The sequence below is a fragment of the Shewanella sp. 10N.7 genome (assembly GCF_020806285.1).
Classification (GTDB): Bacteria; Pseudomonadota; Gammaproteobacteria; order Enterobacterales; family Shewanellaceae; genus Shewanella; species Shewanella electrodiphila.
Window position 1 is genome coordinate 99,367 of record NZ_JAJGZS010000003.1, and the last position, 17,788, is coordinate 117,154.

Sequence of the window (17,788 nt, forward strand, 5' to 3'; positions counted from 1 at the left end):
GTGTTGACTGTGTTGACTGTGTTGACTGTGTTGACTGTGTTGACTGTGTTGACTGTGTTGACTGCGGGCAGGTGCAGGTGTTGATAATGAAACTGTGCCAATATAATAATTAGCACAGCTCCATTTCTCTGCAGAGAGTAAGTATTAAAATAAGGGTTTATTACTTAACGGTTGCTCTTAACATCCAAGCCGTTTTTTCATGGATCCCCATTCTATCTGACACCAGTGAAGCCGTTGATTCATCATCAGCCTCTTGGGCTATTTTTAACACGCTTCGCGCCGTTTTTATCACTTGCTCATGGCCTTTTGTCAGTAGCTTAACCATTTCTATTGATGTAGGTACACCATCAACTTCAATAATAGAACTGAGTTCGGCAAACTCTTTATAAGTACCTGGAGCAGGTTCATCAAGCGTACGAATACGTTCTGCTATGTCGTCGACTGCAGTTGCCAGTTCGGTATAGTGCTCCTCGAACATTAAGTGTAATTCGCGAAATTGCAGGCCTGTTACATTCCAATGGAAATTATGAGTTTGTAAATATAAGGTGTAAGAGTCAGCAAGCAATCGCTTTAGACCATATGCAATCTCTGCTCTGTTTTCTTTACTAATGCCAATATCAATATCTGTCATAACTCATTCCTCGTATCTGATATTTGTAAACTGTTACACCTTAAGTGTTACTTGAGGTGTAAAAATTAATATGTTTAAAAGTCGTCCTGCGGGTGAGTAGGCGTGCTACTCACCACAGGCTAGTTTGGTGTTAAGCGGTTAGCTTTGTTTAAAACCTGTCAGCATTCATTAATTTCACCCATGTTGCGACGAAGTCGTTTACAAACTTTTCTTTGTTGTCATCTTGTGCGTATAACTCGGCATAAGCACGTAAAATAGAGTTTGAGCCGAAGACAAGATCAACGCGAGTGGCAGTCCACTTTAGCTGGTCAGTTTGACGGTCGACAATGTCATATAGGTTCTTTGCAGCTGGTTTCCAGCTGTACTTCATATCGGTCAGATTAACGAAGAAGTCGTTGGTCAATGCGCCTTCGTTATCAGTAAATACTCCGTGTTTAGTACCGCCATAGTTTGTACCAATAACACGCATACCACCGACGAGTAATGTCATTTCACATGCAGTTAGTCCCATGAGTTGAGAACGATCTAACAAGAGTTCTTCTGCACTGACCACATAGTCTTTTTTCAGCCAGTTTCTAAAGCCATCATGAAGTGGCTCAAGTACGTCAAAAGAAGCTGCATCTGTCATTGCATCTGTAGCATCGCCGCGTCCAGCAGAGAATGGTACAACAATATCGACACCTGCTTTTTTGGCTGCAGCTTCAATGCCCGCATTACCACCTAATACAATAACGTCTGCAATACTGGCACCTGTTTGATTAGCAATATCTTCATAGACAGAAAGCACTTTAGCTAAACGCTCTGGTTCGTTACCTTGCCAGTCTTTATTAGGTGCTAGACGAATGCGTGCTCCATTGGCGCCGCCTCGCTTGTCTGAACCACGGAACGTTCTAGCACTGTCCCAAGCTGTGGTTACCATCTCGTTAGTGCTGAGTCCTGATGCTATGATCTTGTCTTTAACTGATTGAATATCATAATCAGTTGCACCAGCAGGAACTGGATCTTGCCAAATTAAATCTTCTTGCGGTGCATCAGGTCCGATATAGCGAGCTTTAGGTCCCAAGTCTCGGTGAGTCAATTTAAACCACGCACGAGCAAAGACTTCTGAGAAATAGGCTGGATCTTGATAAAATCGCTCAGATATTTTTCGATACTCAGGATCTACCTTCATGGCCATATCGGCATCGGTCATGATCGGGTTGTATCGGGTTGTTAGATCTTCAACATCGACAGGTTTATCTTCTTCCTTGATATCGATAGGTTCCCACTGCCATGCCCCAGCGGGACTTTTTTGTAGTTGCCACTCATGGTTTAGCAATAGTTGGAAGTAACCGTTATCCCACTTTGTCGGGTGGGTTGTCCAAGCACCTTCAATACCACTTGATACGGTATTTCGGCCAATACCTCGTTTAGTCTTGTTTAACCAACCAAAGCCCTGGTCTTCTATTTCAGCGCCTTCTGGATCAGCTTCTAATAAATTAGCATCACCGTTACCGTGGCACTTACCTACAGTGTGTCCGCCCGCAGTAAGAGCAACCGTTTCTTCATCATTCATTGCCATACGTTCAAATGTTACTCGAACGTCCTGGGCTGTTTTGAGGGGATCTGGTTTCCCATCTACGCCTTCAGGATTAACATAAATCAATCCCATCATGACGGCAGCAAGGGGGTTATCTAAATCACGTTCTCCAGAATAACGACTGCCTTCACCGCCACTTGGTGCAAGCCATTCTTTTTCTGAGCCCCAATAAATGTCTTTTTCTGGATGCCAAATGTCTTCTCGTCCAAATGCGAATCCGAAGGTTTTCAAACCCATTGATTCATAGGCAATAGTGCCGGCATAAGCGATTAAATCTGCCCAACTGAGCTTATTGCCGTATTTTTTCTTTATTGGCCAAAGTAGGCGTCTGGCTTTATCTAGGTTAACGTTGTCAGGCCAAGAATTAAGTGGCGCGAATCGTTGATTACCCGTGCTAGCACCACCTCGGCCATCTGCAATTCGATAAGTCCCTGCAGCATGCCAAGTCATGCGTATCATCAAACCACCATAGTGGCCCCAATCAGCAGGCCACCACGCTTGGCTATCAGTCATGAGAGCATGTAAGTCATTTTTGAGGGAAGATACATCCAGTGTTTTAACTATTTCTCGATAGTTAACATCATTAGTAAGTGGGTTAGTCTTACTATCGTGCTGATGTAATATGTCGAGGTTCAGGGCTTTAGGCCACCACTCCATATTGGACATACCGCTTTCAGTTGCGCCGCCGTGCATTACTGGGCATTTACCTTTAGTCATCGGTTAATCTCCTTCATCCATAAAATAATGTGCAAACCATTCTCAAACTTAATATTTACAGTATTGAGTATTTCTGTGTTGTTTTAAAATTGATTAAACAAATCAGCGTAATCGCTTTATTCGGGTATTGCTTAATTAGGGAAAATTAAATTACTGTTAACTCGTTACAATTAATGAAACAGCATAAGTGTGCTATGAGCGTGATGTTCTCTTATAAAAAGCCATTGATTAGTACGTTTGCTTACTCAATAAGCGATCTATTTTTACGAAGATTGATATCCGGTTGTCGTATTGATTATGTCTTTGGCTTTTGATGCTACTTCAATTTTGAAAGCTGACTTGTGACGTTGATCTAACTTTATTTGCCTGTTTTATGAACACTCATTTCAGGTCAAGTATTGTAAATTTGATGTTTTTATCCACAACGAGGTGATAGAGGGAGTTAAGGTTTACTCTTTGATTTGTGTGGAAACTGAATGTAGGTTAGGAAAAATAAGCCTAGAGCTAGATATCGTTTGGGCGTTTGTCTGTCGAGAAAAGATCGGGTTCAATCATATAAGTAAAAACACAAGTATCAAGGAAGGCTCATGATTAACGTAAGGCGTTTTACCACAAGCGACATTAAGCCTTTGTGGCAGCTTAAACTTAATACCATCCATAATGTTATTAGTCAGCACTATTCGTTAGCTGAGGTAACGGCATGGGCGCCTCATGAATACAATGAAAGCGCTTGGGTACAAAGAGTGACAAAAATTAATCCGTTTGTGGCTGAAGTTAATGGTGTTATCGCAGGTTTTGCCGATCTTCAAGATGACGGTTATATCGATCATTTCTATTGTAGTGCTGATTTTCAAAAGCAAGGTGTGGGTGATGCATTAATGCAAGCGATCTTCAACAAGGCTGCAAAGTTAACGCTTAATAGTTTATATGCTGAAGTGAGTATTACCGCAAAACCATTTTTCAGCCGCTATGGCTTTGTGGAAGAAGAGGCCCAAAGTGTGGCGGTAAGAGGTCAGAAAATTAATAATTTTGTGATGCGTAAATTACTTGGCTGATGCTTGAATCAAGAATCAAGAATCAAGAAGCAAGAAGCAAGAAGCAAGAAGCAAAAATGCCACTGTCAAAAGACGGTGGCATTTTATTTTCTATAAATAGCAACTTAATAAAGCTTAGTTGGTATGTGTATTCTCAACAATCGCTTGTTTGTTATCAGCTTGAGCAACGTGACACTGCACACAGAAGTAGTATTTATCATCAAATGTGCCATCAGCTTTGACGTGAGATTTATCAACAGGTGTCGCTTTCATACGCGCTGCTTTCTCAGTGCTGTGACAGGTTAAACAACCATTCTTTTTAGCTGTAATTTTATATGAGTCTCTGTGCGGGATGAGCGGTGGCATATGCACAAAATCTCTTGCTAAAGCAGTACCACGGCTTGGGTAAGTCGCTTTAGCATCTGCTGGCATTGTTGCGGTAATCGCTACATCGCCAGCGAGTGATTTAACAGTTACTGGAGCTGCTGTTTCTGCTGTTTGTTGACCTGAGCATGCGCTAAGACTGAGCACTATCGCAGCAAGGCTGAGTATTTTCTTCATGGTTTACACTCCGTCATATCCATTATATCTGTTTATAAATGGATAGAGAAAATTAGTGATTTAGTGATGCCTTTTTCCTTTTGAGAAGGCATCACATTTCAGTCAAATTAGGCTTTAACAATCTTCACAGGACACTTCTTGAAATCCGTCTCTTTCGATAATGGATCCGTTGCATCAAGTAATAGTTTGTTTACCAGCTGTCTAGCATCAAAGAATGGCATAAATACCACGCCGACAGGTGGCTTGTTACGGCCTTTAGTTTCAACACGCGTTTTCACTTCACCTCGTGGAGAAATTACTTTCACTTCATCACCATTTTTCAGGCCGCGACTGCTCGCGTCTTTAGGGTGCATGAATACTTGTGCATCAGGGTAAGACTTATGCAGCTCTGGTACACGAGCTGTCATACTGGCTGTATGCCAATGCTCAAGTACGCGACCTGTTGACATCCATAGGTCAAACTCTTCATTTGGCTCTTCCGCTGCAGGCTCAAATGGCAGAGCAAAAATCACTGCGCGTCCATCAGGTTTACCGTAGAAGTTATAACCTTCACCAGCTTTAACGTATGGATCGCTTCCTTCAACGAAACGACGAACCGTCTCTTTACCATTGACTACAGGCCAACGTGCACCACGGTTTTCATGGTAAGTATCAAAGTCTGCTAAATCATGACCATGACCACGGCCAAACTGAGCATATTCTTCGAATAGACCTTTTTGCAGGTAGAAGCCGAATGCATCGTTTTCGTCGTTGTAGTCACCTTTACATTCAGAGCTAGGGAATTTATCCACTACGCCGTTTGCAAATAGAATGTCATATAAAGTCTTGTCAGCGTATTCAGGTTTTTTAGCAATTAACTCTGCAGGCCATACTTCTGACACTTTAAAGCGCTTAGAAAACTCAACAAGCTGCCATAAGTCAGACTTAGCACCTTCAGGAGTTGGAACTTGCTGGTGCCACATATGAGTACGACGTTCAGCATTGCCGTATGCACCTTCTTTCTCAACCCACATCGCAGTAGGAAGGATTAAATCTGCAGCAGTTGCTGTCACTGTTGGGTATGGGTCTGATACCACAATGAAGTTTTCTGGGTTGCGGAAACCGGGGTAAATTTCATCGTTAATGTTTGGACCGGCTTGCATGTTATTGGTACACATTGTCCAGTAACAATTTAGCTTGCCATCTTTAAGCATACGGCTTTGAAGTACCGCGTGATAACCCGGTTTTGGCGGAATCGTACCTTCAGGTAGCTGCCATAACTCTTCAGTCATTGCACGATGTTTAGGGTTTGCTACAACCATATCGGCCGGTAGACGATGTGAGAATGTACCGACTTCACGAGCGGTACCACACGCTGATGGTTGACCTGTTAGTGAGAACGGACTGTTACCAGGGGTGGCGATTTTACCGGTTAACAAGTGAATGTTATAAAGCATGTTGTTTGCCCAAACACCACGAGTATGTTGGTTAATACCCATAGTCCATAAGCTCATGATCTTGATGTTAGGATCAGCATACGCTTTAGCCATTTCTTCAAGATTTTCAACTGGTACACCACTCATTTCTGAAGCGTATTCAGCAGTATAAGTGCTGACGAATTTTGCGTATTCTTCAAAAGAGATAGGCTTAGATTTGCCGTTACCTGGGTTTTTCGCTTTTTGCTCAAGCGGATGCTCAGGGCGTAAGCCGTAACCGATGTCAGTCACACCTTCAGCAAAGTTAGTGTGCTTGCTAACGAAGTCTTTATTAACCGCATCGTTTTGGATGATGTAGTTAGCAATGTAGTTCAAGATAACTAGGTCAGATTGCGGCTTAAATACCATTGCGTTGTCGGCAAGTTCGAAGCTGCGGTTTTCAAACGTCGATAACACGTGAACCTTGCTGCCAGCGTGGCTCAAACGACGATCTGTTAAGCGTGACCAAAGGATTGGATGCATTTCTGCCATGTTCGCGCCCCAAAGCACGAAGTGATCAGCTGCTTCAAAGTCATCATAGCTACCCATTGGCTCATCGATACCAAAGGTACGCATGAAACCACCAACCGCTGATGCCATACAGTGACGTGCGTTCGGGTCGATGTTATTGGTTAAGAAACCGGCTTTATGCAATTTAGATGCAGCGTAACCTTCCCAAATAGTCCATTGACCTGAACCAAACATACCAACAGAAGTAGGACCTTTTTTAGCGATGCTTTCTTTCCACTTGTCAGCCATAGTATCTAGAGCAACATCCCAACTAACAGGAGTGAAATCACCTTCTTTGTCATACTTGCCATCTTTCATTCTTAATAATGGCGAAGTTAAACGGTCTTTACCGTACATGATTTTAGATAGGAAGTAGCCCTTAACACAGTTAAGACCTTTGTTAACCGGACTTTCTGGATCGCCCTGAGTCGCAACAACTTTACCGCCTTTTGTTCCGACTAATACACTACAACCTACACCACAGAAACGACATGGGGCTTTATCCCATTTTATTTCTGCAGCTTTCTCTTCTGCTTGGACCATTTTGATTGGTAAGGCAAGCCCAACAGCCGACGCGGCTGCTGTAGCGGCATTGGCTTTTAGAAACTCGCGACGGCTTATGCTCATGGTGTTTCCTCACTCTTTGCTGTTAGTTGTTAGCCCTTAAACAGGCTAATCATCGTTTTGTATGCCAAATAATGGCTTTTTCATCTCAATAGAATTGAGTTTAAACCTCACATTTCGCAAGGGTATACCTCGCAATGAGTATACTGAGTGTTTGTTGTTGTAGATCACGTTTTACGATGTGATCTGCGGCACATTTTAGAAGTTACTCAGTCACTTAATTAGTTGATGGTAATTTAACCAGTATATTGATTCTAGGTGAAGATGGTAGAAATTAAAGCTTATACAAGGCCAAAATTACACTTTTTTTAATTGTTTTTATTTTGTGCAATCATTGATGTAATTATAATCTGCCATGAATATATTAAATCGATAAATCGTCATTATCATTAATTGATATCAGAGGCTGGGTATTACGTATGGGGTAGCATAAGTTAATACCTTTAGTTGACTTAATCTTGGTTTATATATCGCTCGTTGATATTCAATGAGTTTAATTATATTGACTAATAACCTGTGAGCTCCATATAACCATTGCCATTGTGGCTGCCACTCACTTCAATTGGGCCTTCCCAGTAAGGGATGGATAAAGGCATATTGCTGTTAGGGTTGAGTGCTGAAACTGTGACATCAATCTGTTCACTAGGAATACTTAACTGCCAACTCACTGGATAACGCCCACTGGCGGTTTGTTGCCACTGAAGTGCTGTCATCGCGATGAGTTCACTTGAATCGCCGCTGATATTGCGGCCTGTGCCATCAGCAAACATTCTTCTGGCACTGTAAAAAGCTGGTAAATCTTTATTTGCCCCGCGTAGCTGAAATAGCATTAATGCAGACTCATCATCTAAACGGATAGAAAACCAATCCCAGCCTTGTTGTGCTTTAGTCAAAAACTGAGAACTCCACTCTCTGTCTAACCAAGCTTTACCAGTCACAGCTTCTTGCTTTCCATTTCTTGTGACGGTGCCGCTTAAATCAATAAATGGCTGGCTGTAATAATAAGAGGCAACAGCTGCATCAGCACTTTTGATACTGTAACCCTTGTCACCTTGCAATTGCATTGGCGCATGGCTGGTTAAAGAAAGCTGATAACTAAATTCATTCGTTGCGACAGATAACGTAGCGGGGAAAAGGCCATCTGATCCGCTCAACCATTGCCAATCATCCAGTTTTGCTGTGAATGGCTTTGCGCTAACGTTAGCCAGTTCTGGGTGACCTCTTGACCATTTTTCTGCAGCTTGATGGGCTACTGATGACGTTAATGCAGCATGGGACATATACATTTGTGATGTTGCCCAATTTGATGCTTCTGAATTTGAGCTATCTAAGTTTAAAGCTTCAGAGTTTAATACTTCAGGGTTTAATGCGTTAGGGTTTGCAGCATCTAAGTCTGAAATAGCAGACTGTGCGGCTTCGGGCGCAAGTGCAATCCTAAATTGTGTCCACTGAATACCGAGTTGCTCCCCTGATTCAGTCTGCATATTGGCCGTTAAATACCACCACTCTTGGCGAAAATCATCATGACTTAAATGATCTGCAGGAAAAGATAATTGATAACCTGGGGTAACAGTAGCGTATTGGTTTAATTGAGAGGAGGAATCACCCAAAATCCCGCCCATACTAATAGATGATGCAGGCTCTGGCTGACAGGCACTTAACGTGACTAAAGCAATCATGAATATGCTAGCCCGTTGGGCATTGTTGATTACTGTTAACGATATATCGGGCAACCGCTTCATAATGCCTCCTGCTGCAAGCTATTTATCAATGGTTTTCTTGTCTGCCAATATAAAGGAATTGCAATAGCGACAGCACTTGTGGTGAGCGCAATAACAACCACGCGAATGTAGGCATGCCAGTCCCATAGCATGGCGATACTCCAACCGAAGGCCTGCAGAGTGACTTTATTTATCAGCAAATAACCCAAGACTGCTCCTGTTGGCAATGCCACTAAGCAAGTGAGCAATACTATGAGCTGCATCTGCACGAATGTCATCAGTCTTAATTGGCCTTTACTGAGCCCTAAGGCATATAGTTTTGCAAGCGGCGCTTGCCGTGCTTGGGTGAGCATTAAACAGGCACTAAATAAACCAATTGCAGCGACGATGAGAGTGAGGCTATTCAGCACCATAGTGATGGAAAATGTTTGTTTGAACATTGCAATCGCTTGCTGTTTTATTTTGGCTTGATTATACATTTGCGCAGTGCCAATAAGCTTAGTGTCGACTAATAGTTGTTCAAGTTCAGTAACGTCACCTTGATAACTGGCTGCAATACTTTTGGGTTTTTTAGGCAAGCCTATGTTTTGCCAAAACAGCTGGTCGATCACCACTTGGCCTTTAGGGTTACCATAATCAAAAAATATTCCACCAATCGTCGGTAGCGATGAATTGGGCTGTGATGTAATGGGCTGTGATGTAATGGAGAGTGCTTTGGTAAATGGAGCAATAGAAAAGCTGTCGCCCAAATTCAAACCATATTTAATCGCAATGGGTTCACTAATGAGGATTTGGTTACCTGATTGAAACTCAGGCCATAAATCATTGGTTTGGGCTTTTAATGAGCTGGTTACCTTGGTTGAATATAAGTCTCGACTGACAAGTTCTATCGGCATATTTTGATAGGTGGAATTAATTGTCCATTGGTTATATATGCCAGTGACCTTGTCGTTTTGGTCTAAAAAGTCATTTATGTCTAAGATTTTATCACTGGCAGGACGCATGTATAAATCCGCATGTAGGCGACTCTCAAGCCAAGTTTTTAACGTGACCTCAAAACTCCCCACTAAGGTATTCATTGAAATGTTTGCAGTTAAGGCTAACAGCATTGCCATCATCGCGAGTGATAAAGGGCCTATGAGTTCTTTGGTTTCTGCAATCATGTAATGCCAAATTCCAGCAGGACAAAGCCGAGCAAGCCATTGACTGATTTTATAGATGGTTAAGGGCAACAAAAGAGGAATGGCAATAATCACAACGCCCATTAACCCTAAGCTAACTTGATATTGCTTTGCGAAAGGGAAGGCAATTGCACAGCAAGCAAGACTAGATATTGCAATTGTAAACTGGATTCGATGGGTTCGGATTAAGTGACTGACTTGGCCTATTTTAGTGCTAATTCTCGCTAGTGGCTGATTGGTCAGTTGTCGATAGAGTGGCAAACATGCCAGCAGGCCTGCGAACAGTGTAAGCAACATCGCTTGAACTAACCATTGCCACTGCCAAGATCCCGGCATAAGTCTGGCGCCATAAAGTTGCTCCAAGGTCATTGCCACCATTGGTTGTAGCCATAAACTCAGTTGAAGCCCCAAAATAAACCCGATAATAGAGCCGATTATCACCAGTAAAGTCAGCTCACAGATTAATGCAATCATTAAATGATTTTTTTGAATGCCAAGTTGTAGTAATTGAACCAGTAATTTTTGACGTTTCATTAAGCTGTAGCGGACACCGTTATAGGCGATGAAAAGCCCAACTACAAAGGCAAGCATGCTCATTGCATTAAGGTTTAAATGGAAGCTACGAGTTAACTCTTGCAGCGCTTGGCCTTGGTCTTGCTCGGTAATATTAGCTTGTTGTTGCAATAGATTGCGTTGAGTTATTTGATTTATCAATGACTCAGGTTCATCAAACAGTGCGATGTAAGACAGCTGTTGAGGTTGATTTAACAGTCTTTGTGCCAGAGAAATATCGGCAACAATGGCATTACCAAGTCCTAAGTCATCATCTAAGCTAATCACTTCAAGTTTGATCGGTTTCTGCTTATCTATAGGATCTTGCAGATAAAACTCACCATTAGGTGCCACTTTATTGGCTAATGATTGGCTCATTAATAAAATGTTTTCAGCAGCAAGCAGTTTAGCAATAGGAATATCTGAGTTAACTAGATTGTTTTGCTGACGGGTATTTTCATCATTTGTAATTGATTCATTTACAGTAGCTTGAGTCGTTTGTAGGTTGATTGCCGCAAACAAATCACTGCCTTGAACCTGCCAGCGTCGACCTTCTGGATCTACAGCGAGCCCACTAACTATCGCTAATGCGTTGCTGATACCTGATTGGCGTAATCTAAAATATACCTCTTCGGTTAAATATCGCTCACCTGGATTCGGTGTTATGAGCAAACTTGCACGCTGACTGAGTAACTCGGTTGCTTCACTGTAACTACGAACAGCATTCTCATTGGTTGATTTAACCCCAATCAGTAATGTGACGGCTAAAATGATGCCGAGCAAAATGGCACCAGCTTGCAGTGGGGCATGCTTATAATGAGCCAAGAAAACATTTAAGCTTAATCTTATCTCGGCAAGGCTATTCATGGATTTTTCCTTGCTCTAGATGCCAGCGCCTTTGCATGTAATTAGCACAAGTATCGCTATGAGTTACCATTAATATTGTTGTATTAGCCGCTTGTGCCAATTCACATAGTAACTGCATCACTTGCTGTCCCGCTTTTTCATCGAGATTCCCCGTGGGTTCATCAGCCAGCAATAAACTGGGTTTATGAATGAGGGCTCTTGCTATCGCAACCCGCTGCTGCTGACCGCCTGATAAGGTTTCTACTGGCCTTGCAAGGACTTCACGTAAATCAAGTTGATTAATAAGTTCATCAGCCCAAGGGCTCCACTTGAGTTTGTTTAGCTGTAACGGAAATCGGATATTGTCGAGGACATTGAGCGGGGTAAGTAGATTAAACTGTTGGAATACGATGCCAAGTTGTTGGCGACGAAAGTGGCTCCAATGGTTGTCTTGCCAACACTGGGCTTGCTGGCCTAAAAGCTGTAATTCACCGCTATCGATTTTTTCAAATCCGGCAATAATATTGAGTAAGGTACTTTTCCCTGTTCCGCTAGGACCTGTGAGTGCGATGGTATCCCCAGAGTGCAAGGCTAAATCTACGCAATCGAGAACCTGATGGTATCTGTCGCCGTCAGTAAACCCTTTAGAAACAAGTGAGAGTTGACTAACAAGATTGGTTTCGACTGTTTGCATATTAAGGCCTTGTAAATCTATGAATTACATCATCATACGATAGATTTTATATAAAAGATCGAATATTGATGAACTGAAGAAATCCCTTATAAATCAAGATTGGTACTTTAGTTGTACTATTTTATGTTTCTTGATTAGGCTTTAAATACAATGAAGATTAAATAATTGATTATTGTTTCAGCACATTTGTAATTGCAATCATAGGCTTAAGGGTTATAGTAATAAGGGTGTTTTTTGAGCAACCCAATCCTTCTTATGATGTATTGGTTAATGTCAGCCCATGATTTACTGTGGGCATGGTATGAATAAGCCAAGTTAAGGAAAACCGCTGTTTAAGATTGGCAATAATCAAATTTTGACTTGTAAATGAGACTTGTATTTATGGATAAAAATAAGCAGATATTACACAGTTTTCGAAGTCGAATTTTGGCTTTTATTGCCTTGCCGCTGATTTTAATCATGACGTTAGTATATGGCTTTAATGGCTGGATTAATTACTTAGAACATGAAGAAGATGTATATCAACGCCTAGAGCAACAGGCGGTACTTTCTGCTAATCACCTTAATTTTGTTTTGGATTCCGTTCAAAATACGACTCGCGGTCTTTCTGACTATTTAACTTATATCGATAGTAATAATATATATGGTGACATTGAAAAAATTGAGCTGTTATTAATTAATCGACTTCAGCGTAACCCGAGTATTTTTGGCAGTGCGATCGCTTATCGTCCTAATTTTTTGACCGACAAACTTCGTTACGCTCCCTTTGCATATCGGGAAGGTAATGATATCAATATTATCGATATTGGTGCTGAGGCTTACGATTATACCGATGGTAGTTGGAGCTGGTGGACTGATGCGATGAACAGTAACACTGGTGTTTGGTCTGAACCGTATTTTGACGAAGGCGCGAGTAACATCTTAATGGTGACTTATTCTAAAGCTTTCGGGAGTCTTGATGATCGTTACGGAGTCGTTACTGCAGATGTTGCATTAAACAAACTGCCGCAAATAATGAAGATCCCAAGTAAAAATTTAGTCGTTCTTGATGACAACGACAAAGTCATTTTTTACGATTCGGCTAACAGTGATTTAAAAGGCAGTAGTGACAAGTGGCTGTCTGATGACCCACAAAATGATCAATTAAGATCTTTACTGGCAAACAACATAGCTGGTCAAACAGAAGCGATTACTGTTTCAGGCGACCGTTTTCTTGTCAGTGTCGCAATCGTGTCATCGCTAAATTGGCAAGTGGTTATTGCGACCAGTGATAGTGAGCTTAATCAGTATTTTCTATCCAACCTTTCAAGATTAGCCTTCATATTATTGTTGTTATCAATTGCGCTGTTATTTACTAGCATTCTTGCATCTAAACGTTTAAGCCGTCCTCTAGAAAACCTAGAAAATGGCATTATGGACTTTGGTGAAGGGAAAATTGATCGCTTGCCCTCTGATAAAGTTAACATTTCGGAAGTGTCGACATTAACCAATAAGTTTAATCAATTAGCTGACCTACTAGCAGAAAGAGAGTTGGCGTTAAAAGACTCTACTGGCAGCCGCTTTGCAAGTCTAATCGATGGTATGAGTGATAAGTCATTTTATTGTTCTTTAGACCCAAAAGGGCAGTTAGCTCAAGTGAGTGATGGAGTAAAGAAAGTACTAGGGGTTGATGCTGATACTTTGAAAAGGAAGTACCAGCGGATGTTTACTGCTGATCCAATTAATGAGGTTAATTGGGATTATATGGAGCAAGCACTGGAAGGAAAAATTGTGCCTGCACACCAAGTTGAAATGCTCGCTGCCGATAGCAAAATAAGACGCTTGGATGTCTTTATGCAGCCTCTTGTTGCTGACTCTGGTGACATCATTTCTGTAGAGATGCTATTTACTGATGTGACAGAGCAATTTTCTGCAGCGCTATGGTCAAATGCAGTGATAGAGTCATCGCCTCAAGCCATGTTAATTGTTGATGAACATGGCGGTATTATTTTTACTAATACACGTTGCCAGGAATTATTTGGCTATCCAGCTGATGCACTTTTAGATATTAATGTTGAATTACTATTTCCTGAGCGTTTTAGAGAAAAGCATGATGCAGTTAGGGCTGTCTTTTTAGAGCAAGGGTTAACCCGTTTCACCACCCCGAAAGAAGGTTGGGTGGCGTTAAAATCTGATAACGCAGAAATTAGGGTAGAAATTAACTTAGCCTTACTGCCGATAGCCCATGATGGCAAGAAACAAATTGCTGCCACTATTCGCGATCTCACCAGTCAGATGGCTATCGAACGTAAGATAAAAGACAGCGAAAGCCGTTTTAGAGGCTTGGTGGCTAATATACCGGGTGCAATATATCGAACCCGCATAAGCGATAATTGGACGATGGAATATGTCAGTAATAACATCGCAGACATAACCGGTTATCCAGCCTCAGATCTGATAGAAAGCCATAAACTTCAGTTTAATACCATTATCCATCCTGATGACGATGCCGATTGTTTTACGGCAATATCTCAGGCAATTGAAACTCAGCAAAACTTTGATGTTGAGTATCGTATTTTTCATCGTGATGGTAGCGTCAAATGGATCCATGAGAAAGGCAAAGCCAGCTATGATGAGCAAGGAAAACCATTATGGTTCGATGGCAGTATTAATGATGTCACTGAAAGTAAAAAGGCTTTAGAAGCGATTCAAAACTCACAAAAACAGTTAGAAAACATCACCGAATCCTTACCTAATTTAGTGTATCAAATGATATGGCACTCGGAGACTGAACGAGAGTTTAGCTTCCTCTCTGAGGCGTGTATTAGCATCATCGGTTTTCCTCGCGACATGTTAATGCAAGATTTAGATTTATTAATCGGGCGTATTATTGACACTGAAAGACAAACGGTTATTGATGATTTGTCGGGTAAAGGCGAAGACGGTTTACATTGGGTCACTGAATTTAGGTACAGACACCCCTCTGGTGAGGTTATTTGGTTACAAGCTGGTGCTAAAGGTCAAGCATTAGCAAATGATGCCATTCTCTGGAATGGCTATTTGATGAATATTACCGATCGTAAGAATGCTGAAACTCGTTTAGCTGATAGGGAAAAGCACTTACGCACCTTACTTAATACAGCAGAGATGGGCATTGTTAATATTGATACTCATGGTGTGATTATTAATTGCAATGAGCATTTTGGTCGTAATATTGGCATCAACTCCAATGATTTAGAAGGTAAGCTGTTTTTCGAGTTCATGGTTGTAGAAGATAAAGTATTAGCCAGAGAAAGATTTGATTTGTTAATCAGTGGGGCGTTTGAAAACTTTAATATTGAACCACGGGTACTCAGCCAAAATGGTGAAAATATTTGGATGGACATGACCTTTGCCGCGCTTAAAAATGAGCAAGGAGAAGTGACATCTTCAGTGGTTTCAATGGCAGATATAACCAGTTTAATGACAGTATCAAACGAGTTGAAACAAGCCAAAGACGAAGCTGATGCTGCCAGTAAAGCTAAAAGTGATTTCTTAGCGAATATGTCCCATGAAATTAGAACCCCCATGAACGCCATTATTGGTATGTCACACCTGTGTCTGCAAACCGATTTAAATAAGAAACAACATAATTTTGTTGAGAAAATAGAGCGAGCGTCTAAATCCTTACTTGGGATTATTAATGATATTTTGGACTTCTCAAAAATTGAAGCTGGAAAAATGGAGATTGAAATCGTGCCATTCCAGCTTGATACCATGTTGGAAGATCTCAGTGACATGTTTGCCGCAAAAGCGGCTGAGAAACAATTAGAGTTGCTGTTCTCTGTTGCGCCAAATATTCCAAGTCATTTAATGGGTGATCCGCTCAGGTTAAGCCAGGTGCTGATAAACCTGATGAATAATGCAATTAAGTTTACTGATCGTGGTGAAGTGATTTTAGCGATTGAATCTATTAGTCAGCAAGGTGATGAACTTGAGCTTAAGTTCAGTGTGAGAGATAGCGGTATCGGTTTAACTCCGGAGCAATGCAACAAACTGTTTAAGTCGTTTAGCCAAGCTGACAGTTCAACAACCAGAAAGTATGGCGGAACAGGGTTAGGTTTAGCGATTTGTAAGCAACTTGTAGAGCTGATGGAGGGGGAAATTGGTGTTGAAAGTAAGCGCGGTATCGGCAGCACTTTTTACTTTTCTGCTAATGTCAGTAAGGCTGATGACCTGCAGCTTAAAGTGACTCAAGAGCTGGAAGGGATGGAAATCTTAGTGGTTGATGATAATCAAACCGCACGAGACATTTTGCACACTATGCTTAAAAGCATGGGCTTTAACGTCGCGCTGGCCAAAGATGGCACAGAAGCGATATCAATGTGCCATTCTAATGAATATCAACTAGCCTTAATTGATTGGAAAATGCCAGGGCTTGATGGCCTTGCTACAGCTGAAACCATCATCCAGCAAAGTGCAAACCCACCGCTTACCATTATGGTTTCAGCTCATGCAACAACGGAATTTACAGATTCTATCAATGACATGGGAATTAATGGCTATATAACCAAACCTGTTAGCGCGTCTCGTTTACTTGATGCCATTATGTCGGCGCTAGGTAAGCAAGGGCATATGCCAGTTAGGGCAAAAGCCACAGAGCTTAATGAAGCCTTATTACAGCAATTGAATGGTAAAAAAATATTGTTAGTTGAAGATAACGATATGAATCAAGAGGTTGCTACAGAGTTTTTAGAGCAAGTGGGAATTGATTTAACGATTGCTGATAATGGTCAGATTGGCTTAGATAAATTAGCTCAGCAAGAATTTGACTTAGTATTAATGGATTGCCAAATGCCAGTCATGGATGGTTATACCGCCACAGAACAGTTGCGAAAGAATCCTGCGTACGAAACTTTACCTGTTATTGCAATGACGGCTAATGCGATGGCGGGAGATAAAGAAAAGTGCCTCAGTGTAGGGATGAATGACCATGTGGCTAAGCCGATAGAGGTTGCTTTACTTTATCAAACCTTACTTAAATATTTAGGCGATAAAGTCAGCGATATCGAGTTAGCCACCCCTGAAAAAACTGCCAATGTTAAAGTGGAAACTTGGCCACAACACCCAGATATTGATGTCGATCGTGGTTTGCAACTGGTGCAGAACTCAGCCAGATTATATCGAAAGATTTTAACTCGTTTTGTTGAAGGTAAACGCAATATTGCAACGCAAATAGCAGCCGCGATAGAAGCTGATAATCGAGAGGATGCTGTTAGATTTGCTCATACTCTTAAAGGTTTATCGGGTAATTTAGCCAGTAATAAACTGTCTGAGCTTGCTGCGGAACTTGAAAAGAACTTGATTGACGAAGTTGAGTTTTCAGTTGAACTTAATGCCATTGATATGCTGGTGAGGTCATTATGTGAAGCCATAGATCTGTGGTTGAATAATAATGAGTCAAAAGTAAAGACTGAGTCAGCTGATCTCATTAGTAACGATGCTTTTCTCAGTTTATTAGATGAACTGTTGGTGTTGCTAGATGACGGTGATGCGAGTGCAATCGATATGATTGATAGCCTAGAGATGCAGGTGAATCATCAAACCTGGGATCAATTAAAACCAGTAGGGTTAATGATTAAAGGTTATCAGTTTGAAGATGCGGTTGAGTTGATTAAGCAAATTCGTCAACACTCCTCCCAAGCAACAGATTAATATTAAGCAAA

Annotated in this window: 9 protein-coding genes; 2 read left to right on the forward strand and 7 right to left on the reverse strand. The window is 41.4% G+C overall.

All coding sequences use genetic code 11. The features are described from left to right. Nucleotides 1-160 precede the first annotated feature (160 nt). The gene (locus LMH66_RS03325) at nt 161-631 is read right to left on the reverse strand and encodes a Dps family protein (RefSeq protein ID WP_229368529.1); all 471 of its coding nucleotides are present in this window, start codon (nt 629-631) and stop codon (nt 161-163) included. 148 nt (nt 632-779) lie between these two features. Beyond that, nucleotides 780-2,927 (reverse strand): catalase/peroxidase HPI, encoded by a 2,148-nt coding sequence (katG, locus tag LMH66_RS03330; RefSeq protein WP_229368530.1) that lies wholly within the window; start codon nt 2,925-2,927, stop codon nt 780-782. Nucleotides 2,928-3,514: 587 nt separating this feature from the next. Between katG and LMH66_RS03335 the strand changes: the two genes are divergently transcribed. Further along, a complete protein-coding gene (locus tag LMH66_RS03335; protein WP_229368531.1) occupies nt 3,515-3,982 on the forward strand; it encodes a GNAT family N-acetyltransferase in 468 nt (155 codons plus the stop codon). Between the two features lie 114 nt (nt 3,983-4,096). On the opposite strand, the gene LMH66_RS03340 is transcribed toward LMH66_RS03335, so the two are convergent. From LMH66_RS03340 to LMH66_RS03360, 5 genes are all read right to left on the reverse strand, one after another. Further along, nucleotides 4,097-4,522, reverse strand: a complete 426-nt coding sequence (locus LMH66_RS03340; protein ID WP_229368532.1) for a nitrate reductase cytochrome c-type subunit — start codon at nt 4,520-4,522, stop codon at nt 4,097-4,099. 107 nt (nt 4,523-4,629) lie between these two features. Continuing rightward, a complete protein-coding gene (napA, locus tag LMH66_RS03345) occupies nt 4,630-7,113 on the reverse strand; it encodes a nitrate reductase catalytic subunit NapA (RefSeq protein WP_229368533.1) in 2,484 nt (827 codons plus the stop codon). 503 nt (nt 7,114-7,616) lie between these two features. Further along, complete coding sequence (locus LMH66_RS03350; RefSeq protein ID WP_229368576.1) at nt 7,617-8,789, reverse strand: lipocalin-like domain-containing protein; 1,173 nt, start codon at nt 8,787-8,789, stop codon at nt 7,617-7,619. A 59-nt stretch (nt 8,790-8,848) separates the two neighbouring features. Continuing rightward, on the reverse strand, nt 8,849-11,431 hold the full coding sequence (locus LMH66_RS03355; RefSeq protein ID WP_229368534.1) for an ABC transporter permease: 2,583 nt from the start codon (nt 11,429-11,431) through the stop codon (nt 8,849-8,851). Then, a complete protein-coding gene (locus tag LMH66_RS03360) occupies nt 11,424-12,104 on the reverse strand; it encodes an ABC transporter ATP-binding protein (RefSeq protein ID WP_229368535.1) in 681 nt (226 codons plus the stop codon). Before LMH66_RS03360 ends, LMH66_RS03355 begins: the two co-directional genes overlap by 8 nt. A gap of 381 nt (nt 12,105-12,485) precedes the next feature. Between LMH66_RS03360 and LMH66_RS03365 the strand changes: the two genes are divergently transcribed. Continuing rightward, on the forward strand, nt 12,486-17,777 hold the full coding sequence (locus LMH66_RS03365) for a PAS domain S-box protein (protein WP_229368536.1): 5,292 nt from the start codon (nt 12,486-12,488) through the stop codon (nt 17,775-17,777). Nucleotides 17,778-17,788 lie beyond the last annotated feature (11 nt).